We start from the raw sequence: 20,759 nt of genomic DNA, 5'->3' as shown, positions 1-20,759 counted from the left end.
TAAAACTAGTATATTTTTGTGTTAATTCTATGATAAAACAAAAAAGGGCCAACAACATTGATATTTTCTTACAAATGTTGTTGGCTGGCTTACAATTTTGAAAGTTTAGTTTGATTGTGGGAAGTGAATGTAGAAAGTTGTGCCTGTTCCAAGCTCTGAGTCGACCTCGACTTTATGATGAAGATGTCTTGAAATATGTTTCACGATGAAAAGGCCTATACCACTTGATTGGTCATTAAGGCGACCATTATAACCTGAATAACCTTTATCAAATATTTTCGGCAAATCGGCTTGGCTAATTCCAACACCATTATCACGAATCGATAGTACTTTTGTTTCGTTATTAAACTCAATCCAAATATCTTTTCCTCGAGCATATTTCAATGCATTATTTAGAATTTGTTCAATCATAATGCTACACCACTGAACATCGGTTAACACCTCATCTTCACAACGTTCATAGTGAATTTTTGTTTTTTGATCAATAAACTGAATTGAATATTTCATAATTAAGGGACGCACAAGTTCATTAATTGTTACTTTGGAAAAGGACATGTCCGTTTCTTCATTCATCAACTTTAAATAACTTAAGGCGAGGCTTGTATAGTTATCAATTTGAATAACCTCCTGGCGTACACGGTTAACCACATTATCTTCATTGCGTTCTAGTAACAATTTCGAAGCGGTAATTGGTGTCTTGATTTGATGGACCCATGTTAAAAAGTAGTTCTCCACATTGGCTTGATACTCAGTTTGATTACTCTTAACTTGTTGCAATTCTTCTTCAAGTTCCGTAATTGTTTCTTTCATATTTTCTTGTTCTTTAAATCCACTCAATTGAATAAGCCAATAAATAATCATGACAAATAAAATAATTGCTGTACCTAATAGAAATGCGCTCAAAGGCAAACTAAATAAAAAGAAGATTAATAGAAACAATAATATAGTCGCAATCACAATAATAATTTCATTCAATATCGATTTCATAAATGCTTTGAACATATCCGTTACACCTTATACCCAACATTTTTCTTCGTTTCTATTAAATCTTTCACGCCAATGGATTGTAACTTCTTACGCAAACGTGTCATATTCACGGCAAGTGTATTGTCATCAATAAAATTTTCAGATTCCCAGCACTTTTCAATTAAAGCTGTACGGCTGACATATTTACCTTCATTGCGAAATAGCATATGCAAGATTTGAAGTTCTGTGAAAGATAATTGCACAGATTCATCATTATGGTAAAGTGTCGCTTCATCAATAATCAACTTACAATCATGTACAATAATTTCATTATTAGAAACGGCTAAATCATATGTTCGACGTAGCAACGCTTGAATCTTCGCCACAGTTAAAGATAAGTTGAATGGTTTCTCGATGAAATCATCGCCACCCATTTGAATCGCCATAATCTGATCCATATTATCCGTGCGCGAACTAATGAAGATAATCGGCACATTCGACGTCTTTCGAATTTCTTGGCACCAGTGGTAACCATTAAATGTTGGTAAATTGATATCTAACAATACAAGTTGCGGTTGATGAGTGTTAAATAAATCAAGAATATTATCAAATTGTTTTGCTACAACTACTTCATAATTCCATTGAGATAGCTCATGTTCTAAGCTTTCTGCAATCACTAAGTCATCTTCCACAATAAGGACTTTCATATTGCTCACCTTTCATAACTAAATTTCTTAGAGTTAGTAATTTATTCTTTATCTTGCTTATCATAGTCCGGATTTGAGATTTTGTTTTTCTCTTTTTCCATTTCTGCTTTTTTCTCTTGGTCTTTTTTACTACGTTTTCTTTCTTCTCTGATAGATAATGCGATAAATCCAATAATTAATAATGGAGACAACATAATTAATATCACAGATGTTCACCTCTATATTTTTATCTAGTATTTTCGAATTACTTAGCCTTTATTTTACATCTTTTTCATGAAAATGAATACGCGTATACAACGAGATTTGTTAAAGCCCCACCATAACATATAGTATGATGAGGCTTTGTATTCATTATTTCTTATTTAATATATACTTTCTAATATCCTCTACCGTGATACTTTTAAAGATTTGTCGTTTAACTTCATTTCGCTTACCTACTCTCATCATACTGCCACTATAACTTCTTGGTGCGTAGTTCTCCCAGTAGTCCAATTGTTTAAATAATTCTCGCAATGTCTCCATGTGTTTACCACCTTTTCAAAAAAATTGGGTAAATAAAATAGCCCTCCTTAAATAAGAAGCGCTTCCAGACATCTTCTTATCTTTCAGGAATTCCTGTTGGATGTAGCACCTCACGATGAACGCAGTTGCTGGAGCTTCATAGGGCCAAATCCCTCCACTCACTCTTAATAAGACGAACTATTTTATTTAACATCATTATAACCTACTCCTTAATTTCTGAAAAGAAATAAGAAATTAATTCAAATAAAAAATATTATAAATTAGACAAATTAATAATTGTTTACAATACCTTTACTTAAAAATAACTTTATAATCATCTTAAATCAAATAAAGTTTCTTAATATATAAGTGTAACAACTACTTTATACATATTAGGGGGCTTTTTAAAAAATGAGTTTCATCAACAAATTCGGTAAAACTACTGTTGCAGGTTCAATCTTAACTGCTTCATTATTGGGAACATCACAAATTTCATTCGCATCTAGTCCAGGCGCAGGTCCAGAAGATCAACAAAATGATAATGGCGCTATCGCATTTGGTAACACTAAGAATCCTAAAAACGTTATCTTCATGGTTGGCGATGGCATGGGACCGTCTTACAACTCAGCTTACCGTTATTTCGCAGATAACCCAGATACAAAAGAATTAGATCAAACCGCATTTGATAAATATTTAAAAGGTACAAACCGTACAAATCCAAATGACCCTAAAGAAAACGTAACTGACTCAGCTGCTGGTGGTACAGCTTTCGCAACTGGTCAAAAAACATACAATGGTGCTATTTCAGTAGATACTGATAAAAAACCTGTTAAATCAGTATTAGAACAAGCTAAAGAAGATGGTAAATCAACTGGTATCGTGACAACTGCAGAAGTCACAGATGCTACACCAGCTGTTTACGCATCTCACGTTGATAGCCGTGATAAAAAAGATGAAATCGCTCAACAATTCTTTAACGATAAAATTAATGGACAACATAAAGCAGACGTTATCTTAGGTGGCGGTTCTAAATACTTCGGTAAGGAAAATGGCAACTTAACTGATAAATTCCAACAAGATGGTTACGACTATGTTACTAATAAAGATGAATTAGCAAACTCTCAAAGCAATCAAGTATTAGGTTTATTCTCTGAAAAAGATATGCCATTACAAATCGATGCACCTCAAGAAAATCCATTATTAGTCGATATGGAAAACAGTGCATTATCTAAATTAGAAAAAAATGACAAAGGCTTCTTCTTAATGGTAGAAAGTGCGTCTATCGATAAATCTGGCCATCCTAACGACATCACTGGTGTTATGTCAGAAATGAGTGGTTTCGAAAAATCTTTCCAAAACGCTATCGATTACGCAAATACACATAAAGATACGTTAGTTGTTGCAACAGCTGACCACTCAACTGGTGGCTTATCAATCGCTAAAGGTAAAGATTACGTTTGGAACCCTGAAGCAATTCACAAAATGAAACACTCTGGTAGCTACATGACAAAACAAATTGCTGATGGCAAAGACCCAGAAGAAGTTATCAATGACGGTTATGGAATCAAATTCCCTAGTGATCAATTAGATAAAGTTAAAGAAGCAGCGAAAGACTTAAAAGACGCTAAATCTAAAGCAAAAGACGACAAAGACCCTAAAGTCACTGAAGCAACTACAAAATTACAAGATGCTATCCAAAAACCAATTAACGATGAATCTCACACTGGTTGGACTACATACGGTCATACAGGTGAAGATGTAAACACTTACGCATACGGTCCAGGTGAAGATAGATTCGCTGGCAACATGGACAACACTCAAAGCGCAAAAAATATCTTCGACTTCTTCGCAAACGACGTAGCAAGCCAACAAAATCAATAATATGTAATATTGAAGCAGGCGCTCTCTTAAATAAGGAGGCCTGCTTTTTTAAGTTTATATACGTAAAAAAGAGCTTTATCCACTATCGGACAAAGCACTTTTTATTTTATTTTAGATTTAAATTATCCTTTATTTTCTTTTCGACATTACTCAAACTATTTTTATCAGGATAGAAATAATATAATCCATCATCGCCGATTTTATTTTCACCATCGATTGTAAGCTTTTCTACGTTATCTTGAGCTTTATCATAATCTGATCTAAAACCATTTAACTGCACAAAGCTTAAATCCGTTTTTAAATTGTCTCGAGTAGCTTTAAAAATCCCATTTAATTTTGTGATGGAATTAATTGAAAAGGCCTCTTTGGCAACTGCAGTAATAACTTGTTGTTGACGTAATTGACGTCCTTCATCTCCACCAGCGCCCTCTTCTTTACGACTACGCATATAAGCTAAGGCTTTTTCTCCATCCATTTTGTATTTTTTCCCTTTTTCAAATTGATATGTGTTTTTTGAGTCTCTAGTTGTGAATGATGCATTACTTGGAAGTGTAACGCCACCCATTTCATTTACCACCGTCTTAACTCCATCCATATTAATTGAAATATAATGATCTACTGGTACATTCATTAAATGTTCTAAAGATTTAACAGCCATATCAGGACCACCATATGCATAAGCATGGTTAATTTTCTCAGTTGAATCTTTTCCTACAATTTTAGCACGAGTATCTCTAGGTATACTTACCATCACAGTTTTTTTATCTTTTGGATTAATTGAGATTAATACAATTGAATCACTACGTTGGCCAGAATTTTGTTCTTCTCTTTGAGAATCGCTATCTATCCCATATAATACTACAGTCATCGGTTCTCCATCTTTTGTTGGTTTATCTCTGAATTCAGAATGCGATCTTTTTAACGGAGAATTCACACTATCATTTAAAGATTTTACTTTAGTAAAAATAAAAACACCAATAATAGCAGCAATTATTAAAAAGAAAACTAGAATACCAATGATAATTTTAAAAAGTTTAGATTTACTTTTCATGATTAACTTCCTCACTTTCATTTTTTATGTCATAGTATTTTAAAGTCATTGCTGCTCCAGTTGCGATAACTAGCCATTGTATTAAGCCAATTGACAACTGATTTTGTACCAAAGTAATTTCGAATAACTGATGTGCTAATATAGCTATAAAAGCAGCGACCGCTAAACGGACTAATTGATTATGACCTTTGGAAACATATCTCATAAAAATAACAAATAAAATTAAAATAAATATTAACAATCCTAAGTAACCAATTTGAAGAGCCATGTTTACATACAGATTATGTGAAGATGCATTTCTACCAATCACATCGGTAGCCACTGTATTAGGTCCAAATCCAAATATTGGACGTATGTCTATTAAATTATTCAACCTTCCCCATATGTCAGCTCGTCCTGACATTATACTTTTTCCAGTATGTTCTAACATCCAAGCTTCTAATTTACCATATTGACTCCATTTTGGTAATTTAGGATATAAGAAAACTATAGAACCAAAAATTACCATTATCAAAATAAAAGTAATTACACTGACAGCTTTATATTTAATTATTTTATTCCAAATTAAATAAATGCTTAAGCCAATTAACATTGATAATAATACTGACCTAGTATCACTAGCCAATAATAATAATAACGCTAAAAATAGAAAAACATATGGAATTAATCGTTTTTTAGTTGTAAATATTCTCATTAAAATGAAATAGATGGCTATAAACATAAAAGGCCCTAAAATATTTGAATTAGGATATATACTTGAAAATTGACGTCCAAAGCCCTTACCTACCCATATAAGAAAATGTAAAGAAACAAAAATAATACTTATTCTATAAAACATGAGTATCACTTTTTCATTCCAATCACTATTAGAAAAATATAAATAAACTCCTATACAAGCTACAAATTCAAATGTATTCGTAAGACCTTTATTTCCTAATCCAATTTGAGAGGAAATTAGAGAAATAACTATATAAAAAATTGTTAACAATAGTATAATCAAATCTGAAAATTTAACATGTCTTTTATAAATAATTTTAAGAAAATAGAATACATTCGTATAACCAACTACAATTCCTAGAGATATAATACCGATTCTAGAACCGTTGGCATTTAGAGATCCAATTAGAAGTAATATGAAAAGGATACTTAATATAATATTACTCATAATTGGATTTTTAGGTTTCACATTATTTTCATGTACCAATTGTATTCTTTCCTTTCTTTGAAGTAGTAATTTTAACTACTAGTAAATTAGTTACTATTAATTTTAATAACATTGCTATAATTGTCGCCCAACAAAATCCTGATAATCCAAACATATGACTTCCAATAATTGCTAAAGTTAAGTACACTAAGCCATAACCTATTTGTATGTAGAAAATAATTTTAGAATTAATCATTCTCATCGCAAACGGATGAAATATACTATTAAATATTTGTAAAATACATATTATAACCACTAAGTTAATTACTATCGTAACTTTATCTGTATATTTATTGTATAAAATATACACTACTAAAAGTGAAGAGTATTTTACTATGAAAAATAATGGGATACTTGCTATTAAAATTCCAATATTAATTTGTATAAACCTTTTTAAATTATCTTTGCTATTTTTCACACTTAAGTATGAAAGAATGACATTATTCATTGGAGTAGTTATTAATCCTATCATTTTACTTGCTGTTGAAGCTATAAAGTATACGTTAACTAATAAGGGACCGATAATTGGTAAAAGTATAAACCTATCTAAATAATTTAATACGTTTATTATAACGTTTATTAAAGTGAAATTTACATAATCATCAAATATTTTTTTTATTTTTTTCTTATTTGTTGTTTTTTTAGCGTTAATATATTTTATGAAATTGTTCTTTTTCACTAAAAAAATAAATCCTAACAATTCGCCAAAAACAAATACAATCGAGTAGAAAGGTATTAAGAATTTAAAAATCAGTAATCCAAGTAAATAACCAATAAATACAAATATATTCACTAACAAAATATTAATATATTTTAAATTTTCTCTAAAATATACATTTAAATAATATCTTGAAGTTAGTAATAAAGAAAAAATAATCATTAATAATAAATTGAAATCAAAATTATGACTATAGAATAAACTTACACCACTAAAAATAATTAGATTAAGAATTAATATGATAATAAAACCATTTGTGAAAATAGTTTCTCTCTCGATTTCATCGATATCTTCTCGATGCAACAACCTTACGTTATTTAAAGTATTTCCTAAACTAGTTGCCACAACTATAGCTATCCCGTATAAAACTATTAATAATGCGAATTGATCATTATTTACATTTTTATTTATGAATGGAAAAGCTATTAATTGTATTACCACTACTACAATTAAATTAGAAATTATATTTAGCGTTGAATCTTTTAAAAATCTACCCATAATATTCACCTAAATACAATTTTTCATAAACTTTCCCAATATTATTCCAATCGAAATCTGTTAAGAAGGTTTTATCCTTTAGATTGTTTTGAATTATTTGATAGTTATGTATGATGAATTTTAAACCTTCTTCAATATTTTTAACGTCGTTCGGTTGGACAGCAATTCCATACTTGGTTTCCTCAAAATAATTATATATTCCTTCATTTTTAGTATATAATACAGGAAGATTTTGACTTAGAGCTTCAATATAAACTAGTCCAAAAGTTTCATTAAAAGATGGCATGGCAAAAATATGATGATATTTCATAATTTCAATTAATTCTTCTTTACTTTTTTCTCCAATATAATTAAAATTATATTTTTTATTTAACTCATCAAAATATTTAGTATCAATAATACTGCCTACTACTGTCAACTCATAATTTTCTATCCTATTTAAAGCTTCTAATAAAGTATGTAAATTCTTATTACTATAAATTCTTCCAACAAATAAAATTTTTACATTTTGTTTATTGATAGTCTTTACATTTTGAGATGGATTATTTATCCATAATTCATCAATACCGTTAGGGATAACTAAAGAATCATTAAGTTTTTTCACTAATTTAATATTATTTTTAAATATATCTAATAATTTATGTTTATACGAGTGATTGGGAAAAATTACATTTTTCGCTGACATAATTACATCAAAAAATTGTTTTTTTAAATGCTTTTTGTATTTTAAAGTGAAATTAATATCTGTATTTCTAATTGTTAAAATATATGGTATTTTATTTCTTTTAAATAATCTTAAAGCTAATAGCCCATCATTAGTTAAAGTATGAGCATGCACAATATTTATTTGGTCTAATTTAATATTTTGTTTCAAATATTTATAAGATTTAGAAAGTCTTTTTAGACTAAGAATTGAATCTAGTTTATCTAAATTTACTGGATTTAATACTTTTAAATTCGTATGATTTTTTACACTCTTTTTTAATGGATTATAAATTATATGATCAAAATCAGACGGCATACTTTTAATTTGATTCTCATAAATTTTTGTAAATAAAAAATTAGAATTTAAATGTAGTATTTTCATTTCACTCACCTAAGGATTCTTTCTTTTGAATATCTTTTAATATTTGTTTAGCTTTTTTCAAATCATTATTAAACCAGTTTGATTCTTTTAAAGTAGCAATCATATTCTCATTGAAACGATATTTTATCACTTTTGCTGGAATTCCCACTGCTATAGCGTAGTCAGGTATATCTTTTGTGACTACAGCGTTAGCTCCTATAATTGCACCGTCTCCAATAGTAACACCTTGAAGTACCACCACATTAGCGCCTAACCATACATCATTACCTATATTAGTTTTTTCTTTATTTAATGAATGATTTATCAAGTCTTTACTAAGAAGTTGGGCAGTGGTAAAAAAATCCTTACTATGCTCAGCTTGACCTAATTTAACTCCTGGTGCTATAGAACAATAATTACCCACTTTAGCATTATTTATCATTGTATAGGGGCCAATGTAATTATAAGAACCTAATTGTGCTCCTTCACTAATGAACACGCTCCATGAAAATTTATTACCTTTCCCAATGTTTCCATAAATCCCTTTTTTGAGAGTAGATATTCTAGCTAAACGTTTTATTATTTTTTTTATCAAATATATACACCCTTTATTTCATTTTAGAATTTAGCAACCGTTTCTAAATATTCACTGAAATCTTTATATACTTTTTCAGCATTAAAAGATTTTTCAAATAAGTCTCTAGCATTTTGTGCATGTTCTTGTTGTAATTTTTTTGTTTCATAATATTTATTAATTAAATTAACAAGATCATTTGAGGATTTATATTGATAGCCACAATTATTTTCTAATAATAGTTCTGACATAACACCTGACACAGATACTAGTATTGGTAATGAAGCAGATAAATATTCACCAAATTTGTTCGGTGCGTTAAGTCTAAAATTCATACTATCTTTATACGGTGCAATACCTATATTAGAAGTAGCTATTAAAGAAGCAATTTCATCTTTACCTACCCATCCTGGAATTATTACATGTTTGTTATCTTTATATTTATCAATAAAATAATCATATTTTTCTCCAGTACCACATAAAACAAATTTAATGTTAAGATTTTGAATTTTATCAATAGCTTCTTCTAAAGTTTCTAAATCAAATTGTTTACCAAAATTCCCTACAAAAGTGACAATAAAATCTTCTCTGCTAAGACCATAGTCTCCCCAAAACTCTTCAAATCTGTTTTTATAATAATACAAATCAAATTTTGGATAAGCTGTATGGAAAGGAATGTCGTATTTTCTAGGTGTTAAATTACTAATTTTAAGACCATAGTTCACAAAACCTTTTGTAACACCTGTCACTGCATTACTACTATTTAACACTCGGCTTAAGCTACGTTTTGATTTATCAACTAATAAATTAATTAGTGGATGTGAGATTTTTGGTGTTACTTCATAGTAAATTTCAGGCCATAAGTCTCTAATATCAATTATAAAGGGAACTTTATTTTCTTTAGAATATTCTTTAACATTTAATGCTACTTCGATCGGCGACATAGTACATAAAATTAAATCTGGCTTAGATAAATTATTTGCGTAATGTTTGAATTTTTGACCAAATGTTTTAAAATGCATATATCTTTCTAAAGATACGTTCTTTTTATAACCTTTTGTAGAAAGTAAAAGTAATTTGGATTTGTTATATAAATTTTTAACTTCATCTGATTCAGTACGAAACTTTTTATTATAATGATCAAAATTTGAGGTAAACCATATTACTTTATGACCTCGTTGATCTAAGATGCGAGTTAAGTTCCCCATTCTTCTTAACCTAACATTATCACTATCAGTCGGTAATGGTTCACCATCTGAAATTATCCATATATTCATTTTACAACCACCTTTAAGTTACAATTTCAATCTCAATTTCTTTAATTAATTCTTCACAAACTTCTAAGGCTTGTTCAGAATTATTGGCCTGACAAATAATATGACCAATTCTACTAGTACTACTATTCGCTTCTCCTAATTTGTCGCCTATATTGGCTGTAAATCCTACTTCAATAACTTGAGGATGATTCTTTACATTTTCCGGGATATAAGCTTTAGTTAATATACCTGGTTTACTTTGAATAAATCGAACTGCACAACCTTTGTGTAATTTATCCTCTAAAGAGTTTAATGGTTCATTCACACTTTGTTTTAAATAAGCTTCCAAAACATCTATTCCAGTGGCATATTTTACTAAGTGGCTAGTAATAAAATCTCCACCTAAACGTGCTCCAATTTCGACAATTTTAGGCCCTTCTGAAGTGACCATAATTTCAGTGTGAGAAGGACCTGTTTTAATAGATAATGCTTTATTTGCTTGGATTGCTACTTGAGTAATCTGTGATTTTATTTCTTCATTTTTATTACTTTGAATTTTATGAGCATGTTCAATAAAATGAGGGGCACCAGTAGTGATTTTATCGGTAATAGACAAAACATATGTTTCTCCTTCAACGGTCATAGTCTCTACAGAAACCTCATCACCTTCCATATATTCTTCTACTAAAATAGTATTAGTTCTAGAATTTTCCATTGCATGTTCATAAGCACTCGCTATATCACTATTATTTTCTAATAAAAAGATTCCTCTACTACCAGAAGAATCAACAGGTTTTACAATTTTTTTACCTTTTATACTATCAAGTGCTGTTTCATAATCATTTTTATTGTTTACTAGGTAGTACTTAGGTATAGGTACGCCATTTTTACTTAGCGCTTCTCTCATTTTAAATTTATCAGTGGCTTTAAGAGCAGTATCGTAACTTATTGTATTTAGATTAAATTTTTCACCTATATTACTAATCGCTCTCATAGGCATATCAGTAGCAGCGGTTACTATACCATCTGGTTTTTCTACTTTCACTACCTCAACCAGAGCTTCCGTATCTATAGTACTTACTACATACTTTTTATCTGCAAATTCAAAACCTTCAGCATTAGGATTCATATCAGCAACAATAGTATAAAAACCTAATTTTTTTGCTGTTTGAATAATTGGTACTTGCAAAAAACTTGCGCCAAGAATGATTACTTTTTTCATTTATAAAACCTCATCATTCATTTATTTTTGACATTATAATTTTGTCGTAATATTTACCATCTTGGAATTTACTTTGTCTTAATACACCGTCTTGCTTAAAACCTAAACGTTCATATGTTTTAGTAGCATTTTTGTTATAAGAAAAGACTTCTAAATATAGCATGTGTAAATTTAGACTATTAAAAGCAAACTTAGTCATTAATTCAAGAGCCTGAGTACCGTAACCTTTTCCCCAATAAGCTTCTTCACCTATATAAATAAATAGTTCAGCATTACGATTTACCCAATCTAAATTTTTAAATCCAATTATTCCAATAGATGTTTCATTTTCAAGTTCAATTACAAACATTCTATTATCTTTTTCTAACATTCTGTTTTGGAACCAATTTTCATGTTCTAATTCAGTAATAGGATAGACTGTTCCAATTAGGTATCTTAATTTGTCATTTTTCATCCAATTTAAAATTAAGTTACTATCACTCTGTTTTAAAGCTCTTAAATTAATTTGAGACATTTATTATCTCTCCTTGTTATTAATATTACTTCTTTTCAGTACACTTAAAATTGTTTTCCATATAATAATAAAATCAAATTTAAATGAAACATGATCTACATAATAGACATCATTTTTAAATTTGTATTCTTGAGGGATAGAATTCCTGAAAAAAGCCTGATTATAACCAGTAATCCCAGGTTTAACTTCAAGCTTTCTTGCCTCATCGTTTTTATAAATATTAAGTGCTTCTGGCGTATCGGGTCGTGGTCCTACAAGACTCATATCGCCTTTAATAACATTAATTAATTGAGGAATTTCATCAATACTTGTTTTTCTAATAAACTTACCTACTCTTGTAATACGACTATCATTTTCAGAGTTATAAGTAGAACCATCTTCATTCCTAATATCTGGTGCGTTCATTTTCATTGATCTAAATTTATACATTAAAAATTTAGATTTATTTTTGCCTAAACGATAACTTTTAAAAAAAACTGCACCTTTATCATCTAATTTTATTAATACGGAAGTTCCTACTATAACTGCACCTACGACGGGCATAGCAACTAATGATAAAGTTATATCTAAAGCACGCTTATACTGATTTTTATAATCCATTAATTGACCACCTCATTTATTACTTCTAAAAATGTTTTAGCTACATATTCAGCATCTTCATTAGTGATTTGTAAGTGTAGAGGCAAAGTAATTTCATTTATAAATTGATTATATGCATTTGGATAATTTTGCATATCAAAGCCTAAGTCTTTATATGCTGTTAGCAAAGGTAGCGGTTTATAATGAACATTTGTAGCTATTCCTTTTTCAGCCATTTTTTCTATAACTTGATTTCGTTGTTCACCAGTCATATCTTTTACTCTAGTTAGATATAAATGACCTGATGATTCTCTTTCATTATCATAATGATGAAGTACTTCAATATTATTTGAATCTAACACTTTATCATAAATAGCAATAATTTCTTTTCTTCTTCCAAGAATCTCTTCATATCTTTCTAACTGAGTAATACCAATTGCTGCTTGAATATCTGTCATATTACATTTATATAATGGAGCAATAATATCGTACTCCCAGTTTCCTGCTTTAGTCTTAGCAAGAGCATCTTTTGATTGGCCATGCAAACTTAATAACATATATTGCTGATAAATTTCATCATCATTAAGAGACGAGTTCTTTTTCCATGTCACTGCGCCACCTTCTCCAGTAGTTAAGTTTTTAACAGCATGGAATGAAAAACATGTGAAATCTGCAATATTTCCAATTGAAATATTATGACTTTTTGCTCCAAACGAATGAGCACCATCTGCAATAACTACTACCCTATTAAAAGCTTCTTGCCATTTATTATCAGCCTTAAATAGTTCTTTCTTCTGTTCGACAATATTGAAAATCACATCATAGTTTACCGGTTTCCCTGCTATATCTACTGGAATAATAGCTTTAGTTTTTTCAGTTATACACTCACTTAAAATATCATAGTCCATTTCAAATGAATCTCTAGCAGTATCTATCATTTTAATTGTAGCGCCAGTATGAGCCACAACAGAGGCAGTTGCAGTGTAAGTATAGGCAGGCACGATAACCTCATCGCCCTCGCCAATACCTAATACTCTTAAAGTCATTTCTAAAGCAGCTGTACAAGAATTTAAAGCAACTGTTCTAGAGCTACCAACATATTCAGTAATATTTTCTTCGAATTGTTTAGTCTTTGGTCCAGTAGTAATCCAACCAGACTTTAGAACTTCTACAACTTTATCAATATCACTTTGTTCAATAGTTGGTGGTGAAAATGGAATATTTTTTTTACTCATAATATCACTCCGTTTTTTAGATTATAATGACCAATAAGAAACAGTGTCGCTTTCATAATGTTTAAATCTATTTTTTAAATCAACAATAATTGAATGATTTTTGTTTAATAAATCTAAGAATTTCTGGTCGTCTAACTCTTTAAATTGTTTATGATTTACTGAGTAAACTAAAACGTCGATTTCAGAATTAATATCCTTAATATCGGATGTGTAACTTGCTTTAATGTTTTCATATTCAGGTCTAAAAGCATCCATATAAGGATCTACTACCAATGGCTCAATTCCGTATTCATTTAATTCTTCAACCATTGTTATAATTTTAGAATTTCTAAAGTCTGGTGTATCTTCTTTAAAAGTTAAGCCAAATACAACTACCTTAGGATCGTTAGCCATTTTATTTTTAACTAATTCCTTAATTAAATTTTCTCCAACGAAAGTAGACATAAAATTATTAATTTTTCTTCCAGCTGCTATAATTTGAGAATGGAAACCTACATTTTCTGCTTGGTAAATAAAATAATAAGGATCTACACCAATGCAATGTCCTCCTACTAATCCTGGTGTGAATCCTAAAGCGTTCCATTTTGTATTCATAGCGTCAATCACATCAAATGTATTAATATTCATTCTATTAAATACTTGTGATAATTCATTCATAAATGCAATATTAATATCTCTTTGGCTATTTTCAACTACTTTAGCGCTTTCAGCCACTTTGATACTTGGAGCTTTATGAATTCCTGCTTCAATAACTGCACCATAAGTACTTGAAATTTTTTCTAATGCATCTTCATCAATTCCAGAAACAATTTTAACAATATTTTTCACAGTGTTTTTCTTGTCACCTGGATTAATTCTTTCAGGAGAATAACCAACTTTAAATTCTTCAATCCCTTTTAAGCCTGATTCTTTTTCTAATAAAGGTAAACAAATATCTTCTGTAACTCCTGGATAAACAGTTGATTCATAGACAACTACGTCATCTTTTGATAAATAACGTCCTACAGTTTCAGTAGCACCTTCAATTGGTTTTAAATTAGGAGTATTATCTTGTTTGATAGGAGTTGGTACTGTAATTACATAAAAATTAACATCTTTTAAGTCTTCTTCGTTTGAAGTGAATTTCATTGTTGTTTGTTTTAAAGCTTCTGATCCTACTTCGCCAGTTGGGTCAATAAAATTATTGTATTTTTCAACTTTTTCTTTATCAATATCAAATCCAACTACTTCAAATTTCTCCGCAAATGCCACAGCTAATGGCATACCCACATATCCAAGTCCGATTACACCAATTTTTGTATTATTTTCCATTATTTATCCCATCCTTTTTGTTATTTGCAAAATCTATTAAAAATTGTTTATTAAAATTATTTTGTAAATTACATATAATACTTTCTAACTCATTTGAATTGATAGTAGAAACTTTTCCACGATAAATTTTTTCATATACTTGTTCTGGATGTATTTCATCTTCGTTAAGTAATTCCTCATATAATTTTTCACCAGGCCGCACACCAGAAAATTTAATTCCAATTTCATCTTCAGTTTTACCACTTAATCTTATTAAGTTTCGGGCTAAGTCTACAATTTTCACCGGTTCTCCCATATCTAAAACAAATACTTCTCCACCTTGAGCTAGAGCCCCAGCTTGCAATACTAATCTGGAGGCTTCTGGTATTGTCATAAAATATCGTGTCATATCTGGATGTGTTACTGTAACAGGGCCCCCAGCAGCGATTTGCTTTTTAAACAATGGTATTACTGAACCACGAGAGCCTAATACGTTACCAAATCTTACCGCCACAAAATCCGTCTTACTATTTCTATCGTTTAAACTCTGTACTACCATTTCTGCCATACGCTTAGATGCGCCCATAACATTAGGTGGATTTACTGCTTTATCTGTTGAAACCATGACGAATTTTCTTACACCTGCATTTTTAGCAGCAGTGGCTACATTTCTAGTACCCAGTACATTATTTTTAAAAGCTTCAATTGGATTATATTCCATTAATGGCACATGTTTATGTGCAGCAGCATGATATACAGCGTAAGGTTTGAATTCACTCATTATTTCTTGAATTCTATTACCGTTTTGAATATCAGCAATAATTGGAATAATTTTTATTCTATCTTTATATTGATTTATTAATTCTTGATGAATCAGATAAATACTATTTTCTCCATGGCCCAATAATAAGATACTTTCTGGTTCAAATTTACATACTTGTCTACAAATTTCAGAACCAATTGATCCTCCGGCCCCTGTTACTAAAATAGTTTTATGAGTAAGTTCTTTTGAAATCATAGCCATATCCAATTCTACTGGTTCTCTACCCAATAAATCTTCAACTTCAACTTTTCTAAGTTGATTTACTTCCAATTCACCTGATAATACGTGCTCAATACTCGGCATTTTAAACAGCTCTATCCCAGTGCTATTGCAAATGTCATTTATTTCTTTTAATCTCTCAGATTTTAAAGTCGGAATAGCAATTATAATTCTTTTAATTCTAAATTTATTTACTAAGTTAGGGATGTCATCAATAGTTCCTTGAACTTTAACTCCACCAGCAATGGCTAATTTACGTTTTTGAGGGTCGTCATCTACTGCTAAAACTGGTTCTAGACCCATATCTGGACTTCTTAACATTTGTCTTATTAATAAGGAACCACCTTGACCAGCCCCTACAATTAAAGTTGGTTTTTTCTTATAATTTTTACCACTAACATATTTTCTAGTAAGTCTAAATGATATTCTTGAACCACCGATAAATATTAAGTGCATCATCCATGTGATGAGATATAGTCTCATGAATGGTGGATGACCAGTAAAAATTGGCACAGTAATGATTGTTACTAGAATCGAACAAGTTACTGATTCTACTATTAATAATAATTCATTCACACTTGCGTATTCCCAAGCACGATGATACAAGTTAAATATATATGCAAAAACATGATGTGATATTAACAAAATTATTGATGTTAATATTAAAACTTGGTGTGAATACCCTCTAAAATACGGTTCCAAAATGTTGTAACAAATAAACACTGAAAAAGCTACAATTAGAGAATCAATTATTATAAATAATAGTAATCGTCCTCTTGAACTTAATTTATCCACTTTCATCCTCCTAACTTACTTTCCATCAATTTAAAATAAGCCGAGAAATTTTTTTGATTTATATTCTTGAGTAGGTTGCTTTTTAGCTAAATCTTTATTATTGATAATCATTTTAGCGTTATCAATTAATTTATTTATTTCTTCGGCATATTTATTTAATTTTTTATCTTCAAATAAACTTTTCATTATAAAAGGCCTATTTACACTATGATGGGCATCAGAAGCAATAAAATGTACTAAATTATTTTCAAGCATTTGTAAAGAAATTTTCTGTATTTTTTTTCCGTGGACTCCTATTAAAGAAGCTGATGTAAGTTGACTAAGTGCTCCACCATTTATTAAATCAAATAATACATCTAAATTTTGACTTATCTCTTTATTTCTTTCAGGATGAGCAATAATAGGTACATAACCTTTAGATTGTAATTCAAAAAATAAACGACTCGTATAGTGTGGGACTCTACCAGAAGGCAATTCAATAAGTAAATATTTAGATTTATTAAGACCGATAGCTTCTCCATTTTCAAGTTGAGGAATTATTTGATCACTAATCCGAATTTCTTGACCTGGATACAAATTCACATTCAACTCTTTAAACTCATCCATTTCCTGTATTTCATTTAATTTTTGTTCTACTATGGAATATTCATTATCAAAAGTAGGACTAAGATGGTGAGGGGTAACAATGATATCTGTAACCCCTTCCCCTTTCCCTTGTTTAATAAGGTTGATCATATCTTCTTTAGTGCTTGGTCCATCGTCCACACCAATAAAAATATGGTTGTGTATATCAATCATTTTACGACTCATCTCCGTAATAATAATAGTAACTTGAAGATTTATCTTTTGGTGTTTTATTTAAAACAGCTCCTAAAATGTGTCCATCTGCATTTAATACTAAGTTTTTAGCTTTTTTGACCTCATCTTTATTATTTTTTTCTGAATCGATTACTAACACACATTCAGGTACATATTGTAAAAATACTTGTGCATCTGTTACTGAAACTACTGGTGGAGTATCAATCAGGATAAAATCATATATTTCGCTTAAATTTCTAAAATGTTTTTCGAAATTTTCTGAAGCAATTAGTTCTGACGGATTAGGAGGTACAGGACCTGATGTTAATAAATCTAAATTATCTACACGAGTTTGACGGATCGCTTTATCATAATCAGACTTACCAATTATTAAGTTTGATAAACCATCATAATTCGAAGTTTCAAAATGGTAATGTTGGGTAGGTTTACGCATATCCCCATCTATAATTAGTGTTTTATAACCTGCTTGAGCATAAGTTATTGCAATATTTGCTGAAATTATACTTTTACCTGCAGCTGGTTTTTCAGAAGTAACAATTATACTTTTAATTTCTCCTTTAGTACCTGAAAACATTATGTTTGATCGAATACCTCTAAACTTTTCACTTACAGTTGACTTAGGTTTATCATGCACAAATAGAGGCGTTTCCAATTTTTTTCTTTTAGTTTCTTTTGCCATAATTTTTCTCCTTATTTAAGTTTTTGAATAGAACCTAGTACTGGAATATTTAATTCATTTTCTACGTCTTCTTCTGTTCTAATACGTTTATCAAATAATTCTTTTAATATAATGATTATTAATGCTATAATCACTCCTAAAATTAATCCAACAACCAAATTAATGAGCATATTAGGAGATACTTTTGAAGCTGTACCATTTGCAGATGATAAAACTGAAACATTGTTCACATTCATAATATCTGGCATTTTATTGCTAAAAACATCAGCAATTTCATTTGCTACTTTCTCAGCATCATGTTTGCTTCCATTTCGTACATTAATATTTAGAATTTGTGATTCAGCCTGAGTAGTAACTGTTAGCATTCCTTTTATATCACTAGCTGAATATTTTTTGTTTTTCTTTGCAACTTCATCTAAAATACGAGGACTTTTAACAATTTCAGTATATGTATTAACTAATTGAATATTGCTTTGTACTTCTTGAGCCATTAACTCAGAATTTTTTTCTTTTTGATTAACTAACACTTGTGTATTCGCCTCATATTTGGGCTTCATTAAAAACATAGTAATTAATAAACTAATCAGCATAAAAATAATTGGCAATAAAATAATTAGTTTCCAATTTTTTTTAATAGCTGAAATAAATTTTGATAAATCTAATGAGTTTTCCATGTTTACCTCCAATGATTGATTTCGGTATTAATTTTATATTTTTATATATGTTTTTACAACACAATTTCAAAATATAAAATATGTATTTTACTGAGATTTTTACTTTAGAAATCTGATCAATTACTAATTCTCTAATAAATGCTTTGAATGATCTTAAAAAATCATTACAGTTCATCTTATCTAAAGTTTTAGAAATAACATTTAAGTTTGTGTAAATATCATGTAAATTTTCATATTTTATTAAATATCCAATTAATCCGAGTAGATTGATTGGATAAGCACCTCCCGTCATTATATAATATTGACCGGTCAGGATGTGTCGTTTTAAAAGAAAATCATTAATTTTTTCGATATATATAAATAAAATTAATTAGCCTATCCAGAAACTAATATATACATTATTAAATTAAGGTTGTTTCAATTTATCTAAATTTAATAATTATTATGTATATTTCATAAATTATAAAAAGCCAAGACATTTTCTATACGAAAACATCTCGACTTATTATTTTAATATTCAATATTAGGCATTTCGTTAACTTTATTTTGATATTTTTTGAAACCGATAAATGCAGCTACACCTAAAACTAATGCAATTAATAATCCTCTCATGTCTATCACTCCTTTAAGGTTCTACACTGATTAGATTTCTTCTATATGTAATGAATCTAAATACATCTATATTATACACTTACTTAATAACGTTTTTAAAGATTACATAACAAATTATATACCCCATTCGACTGATTTTTTCACAAAAGTATTGCAATAATGTGAAAATCGAATATATTAATTATATCGATTTCGAAATAATTATTATTTGAGGAGAACTATTGTGACTAAACTATTATATATTACAGCACATCCTTTAGATGAATTAACATCTAATTCAATGGCAGCTGGTAAAACATTTGTAGATGCTTATAAAGAAAATCATCCTAGCGATGAAGTAAAACATATCGACTTATTTAAAGAAGACATTCCTATGATCGACAAAGATGTCTTAACTGGCTGGGGTAAATTACGTAACGGTGATGAATTAACTAGTGACGAACAACAAAAAGTAAATCGTTTAAGCGAAATTCTTGATGAATTTTTAGCAGCTGATAAATATGTATTCGTATCACCAATGTGGAACTTATCATTCCCTCCTGTATTAAAAGCATATATTGATGCGATTTCTATTGCAGGTAAAACTTTCAAATATACAGCTGAAGGTCCTCAAGGTCTTTTAACCGATAAAAAAGCTTTACACATTCAATCACGTGGTGGTTATTACACTGAAGGTCCAGCTGCTGAAGTGGAAAGTGGCGATCGCTACTTAAGAAATATCATGACATTCTTAGGCGTGCCTTCATATGAAACAATTATTATTGAAGGTCACAATGCTGAACCAGAAAAAACAGAAGAAATTAAAGCAGCCTCAATTGCTGAAGCGAAAGAATTAGCTAAAAAATTCTAATTTCTAAAGATCTAAAAGCTAGATAT

At 29.5% G+C, this 20,759-nt stretch carries 22 protein-coding genes and 1 riboswitch; of the genes, 2 read left to right on the top strand and 20 right to left on the bottom strand.

Annotated elements, in window-relative coordinates; all coding sequences use genetic code 11:
* Positions 1-105 precede the first annotated feature (105 nt).
* The 4 genes from MT340_RS01540 to MT340_RS01525 all read right to left on the bottom strand — a co-directional run bounded on the left by MT340_RS01540 (position 106) and on the right by MT340_RS01525 (position 2,195).
* A complete protein-coding gene (locus tag MT340_RS01540) occupies positions 106-1,002 on the bottom strand; it encodes an ATP-binding protein (protein WP_243588471.1) in 897 nt (298 codons plus the stop codon).
* A gap of 5 nt (positions 1,003-1,007) precedes the next feature.
* Complete coding sequence (locus tag MT340_RS01535) at positions 1,008-1,673, bottom strand: response regulator transcription factor (protein ID WP_243603510.1); 666 nt, start codon at positions 1,671-1,673, stop codon at positions 1,008-1,010.
* Between the two features lie 41 nt (positions 1,674-1,714).
* Positions 1,715-1,879 carry a hypothetical protein gene (locus MT340_RS01530; protein WP_243588469.1) on the bottom strand — a complete coding sequence of 55 codons (165 nt, stop codon included), beginning with the start codon at positions 1,877-1,879 and terminating at the stop codon, positions 1,715-1,717.
* 145 nt (positions 1,880-2,024) lie between these two features.
* Positions 2,025-2,195 (bottom strand): hypothetical protein, encoded by a 171-nt coding sequence (locus MT340_RS01525; protein WP_243588468.1) that lies wholly within the window; start codon positions 2,193-2,195, stop codon positions 2,025-2,027.
* Positions 2,196-2,268: 73 nt separating this feature from the next.
* Positions 2,269-2,369, bottom strand: a riboswitch (SAM riboswitch).
* 216 nt (positions 2,370-2,585) lie between these two features.
* Here MT340_RS01525 and MT340_RS01520 point away from each other — a divergent pair.
* On the top strand, positions 2,586-4,055 hold the full coding sequence (locus MT340_RS01520) for an alkaline phosphatase (RefSeq protein ID WP_243603509.1): 1,470 nt from the start codon (positions 2,586-2,588) through the stop codon (positions 4,053-4,055).
* Positions 4,056-4,161: 106 nt separating this feature from the next.
* Here MT340_RS01520 and MT340_RS01515 read toward each other — a convergent pair whose 3' ends face one another.
* From MT340_RS01515 to MT340_RS01440, 16 genes are all read right to left on the bottom strand, one after another.
* Complete coding sequence (locus MT340_RS01515; protein ID WP_243590216.1) at positions 4,162-5,109, bottom strand: LCP family glycopolymer transferase; 948 nt, start codon at positions 5,107-5,109, stop codon at positions 4,162-4,164.
* Positions 5,096-6,310 carry an O-antigen ligase family protein gene (locus MT340_RS01510; protein WP_243603508.1) on the bottom strand — a complete coding sequence of 405 codons (1,215 nt, stop codon included), beginning with the start codon at positions 6,308-6,310 and terminating at the stop codon, positions 5,096-5,098. Before MT340_RS01510 ends, MT340_RS01515 begins: the two co-directional genes overlap by 14 nt.
* Entirely contained in the window at positions 6,300-7,526 is a 1,227-nt protein-coding gene (locus MT340_RS01505) for a lipopolysaccharide biosynthesis protein (RefSeq protein WP_243588464.1), read from the bottom strand. Before MT340_RS01505 ends, MT340_RS01510 begins: the two co-directional genes overlap by 11 nt.
* A complete protein-coding gene (locus MT340_RS01500) occupies positions 7,519-8,613 on the bottom strand; it encodes a glycosyltransferase family 4 protein (protein ID WP_243603507.1) in 1,095 nt (364 codons plus the stop codon). Before MT340_RS01500 ends, MT340_RS01505 begins: the two co-directional genes overlap by 8 nt.
* Position 8,614: 1 nt before the next feature.
* A complete protein-coding gene (locus MT340_RS01495; RefSeq protein ID WP_272107526.1) occupies positions 8,615-9,187 on the bottom strand; it encodes a CatB-related O-acetyltransferase in 573 nt (190 codons plus the stop codon).
* Between the two features lie 23 nt (positions 9,188-9,210).
* On the bottom strand, positions 9,211-10,443 hold the full coding sequence (locus MT340_RS01490) for a glycosyltransferase family 4 protein (RefSeq protein ID WP_243588462.1): 1,233 nt from the start codon (positions 10,441-10,443) through the stop codon (positions 9,211-9,213).
* A 13-nt stretch (positions 10,444-10,456) separates the two neighbouring features.
* Positions 10,457-11,644: an ATP-grasp domain-containing protein gene (locus MT340_RS01485; RefSeq protein WP_243588461.1), complete on the bottom strand. Its 1,188-nt coding sequence runs from the start codon at positions 11,642-11,644 to the stop codon at positions 10,457-10,459.
* Between the two features lie 13 nt (positions 11,645-11,657).
* The gene (locus tag MT340_RS01480) at positions 11,658-12,158 is read right to left on the bottom strand and encodes a GNAT family N-acetyltransferase (protein ID WP_243588460.1); all 501 of its coding nucleotides are present in this window, start codon (positions 12,156-12,158) and stop codon (positions 11,658-11,660) included.
* Positions 12,159-12,161: 3 nt separating this feature from the next.
* Complete coding sequence (locus tag MT340_RS01475; protein ID WP_243588459.1) at positions 12,162-12,758, bottom strand: sugar transferase; 597 nt, start codon at positions 12,756-12,758, stop codon at positions 12,162-12,164.
* Complete coding sequence (locus tag MT340_RS01470; RefSeq protein WP_243603506.1) at positions 12,758-13,972, bottom strand: DegT/DnrJ/EryC1/StrS family aminotransferase; 1,215 nt, start codon at positions 13,970-13,972, stop codon at positions 12,758-12,760. The genes MT340_RS01475 and MT340_RS01470 overlap by 1 nt, the downstream gene beginning before the upstream one ends.
* A gap of 21 nt (positions 13,973-13,993) precedes the next feature.
* Positions 13,994-15,283, bottom strand: a complete 1,290-nt coding sequence (locus MT340_RS01465; protein ID WP_243588457.1) for a nucleotide sugar dehydrogenase — start codon at positions 15,281-15,283, stop codon at positions 13,994-13,996.
* Positions 15,273-17,099 carry a polysaccharide biosynthesis protein gene (locus MT340_RS01460; protein WP_243603505.1) on the bottom strand — a complete coding sequence of 609 codons (1,827 nt, stop codon included), beginning with the start codon at positions 17,097-17,099 and terminating at the stop codon, positions 15,273-15,275. Before MT340_RS01460 ends, MT340_RS01465 begins: the two co-directional genes overlap by 11 nt.
* A gap of 30 nt (positions 17,100-17,129) precedes the next feature.
* Complete coding sequence (locus MT340_RS01455; protein ID WP_243590215.1) at positions 17,130-17,897, bottom strand: tyrosine-protein phosphatase; 768 nt, start codon at positions 17,895-17,897, stop codon at positions 17,130-17,132.
* 1 nt (position 17,898) lies between these two features.
* Positions 17,899-18,597 (bottom strand): polysaccharide biosynthesis tyrosine autokinase, encoded by a 699-nt coding sequence (locus MT340_RS01450; RefSeq protein WP_243603504.1) that lies wholly within the window; start codon positions 18,595-18,597, stop codon positions 17,899-17,901.
* Between the two features lie 11 nt (positions 18,598-18,608).
* Positions 18,609-19,271 carry a Wzz/FepE/Etk N-terminal domain-containing protein gene (locus MT340_RS01445; protein ID WP_243603503.1) on the bottom strand — a complete coding sequence of 221 codons (663 nt, stop codon included), beginning with the start codon at positions 19,269-19,271 and terminating at the stop codon, positions 18,609-18,611.
* A gap of 510 nt (positions 19,272-19,781) precedes the next feature.
* On the bottom strand, positions 19,782-19,883 hold the full coding sequence (locus tag MT340_RS01440; RefSeq protein ID WP_243588455.1) for an SE2200 family small protein: 102 nt from the start codon (positions 19,881-19,883) through the stop codon (positions 19,782-19,784).
* Between the two features lie 223 nt (positions 19,884-20,106).
* On the opposite strand from MT340_RS01440, the gene MT340_RS01435 reads away from it, so the two are divergent.
* The gene (locus MT340_RS01435; protein WP_243588454.1) at positions 20,107-20,733 is read left to right on the top strand and encodes an FMN-dependent NADH-azoreductase; all 627 of its coding nucleotides are present in this window, start codon (positions 20,107-20,109) and stop codon (positions 20,731-20,733) included.
* Positions 20,734-20,759: the final 26 nt, after the last annotated feature.

It is taken from the genome of Staphylococcus sp. NRL 16/872, from assembly GCF_022815905.2.
GTDB lineage: Bacteria > Bacillota > Bacilli > Staphylococcales > Staphylococcaceae > Staphylococcus.
The sequence above is the reverse complement of the archived record's forward strand: the minus strand, read 5'-3'. Positions and strand labels throughout refer to the sequence as shown.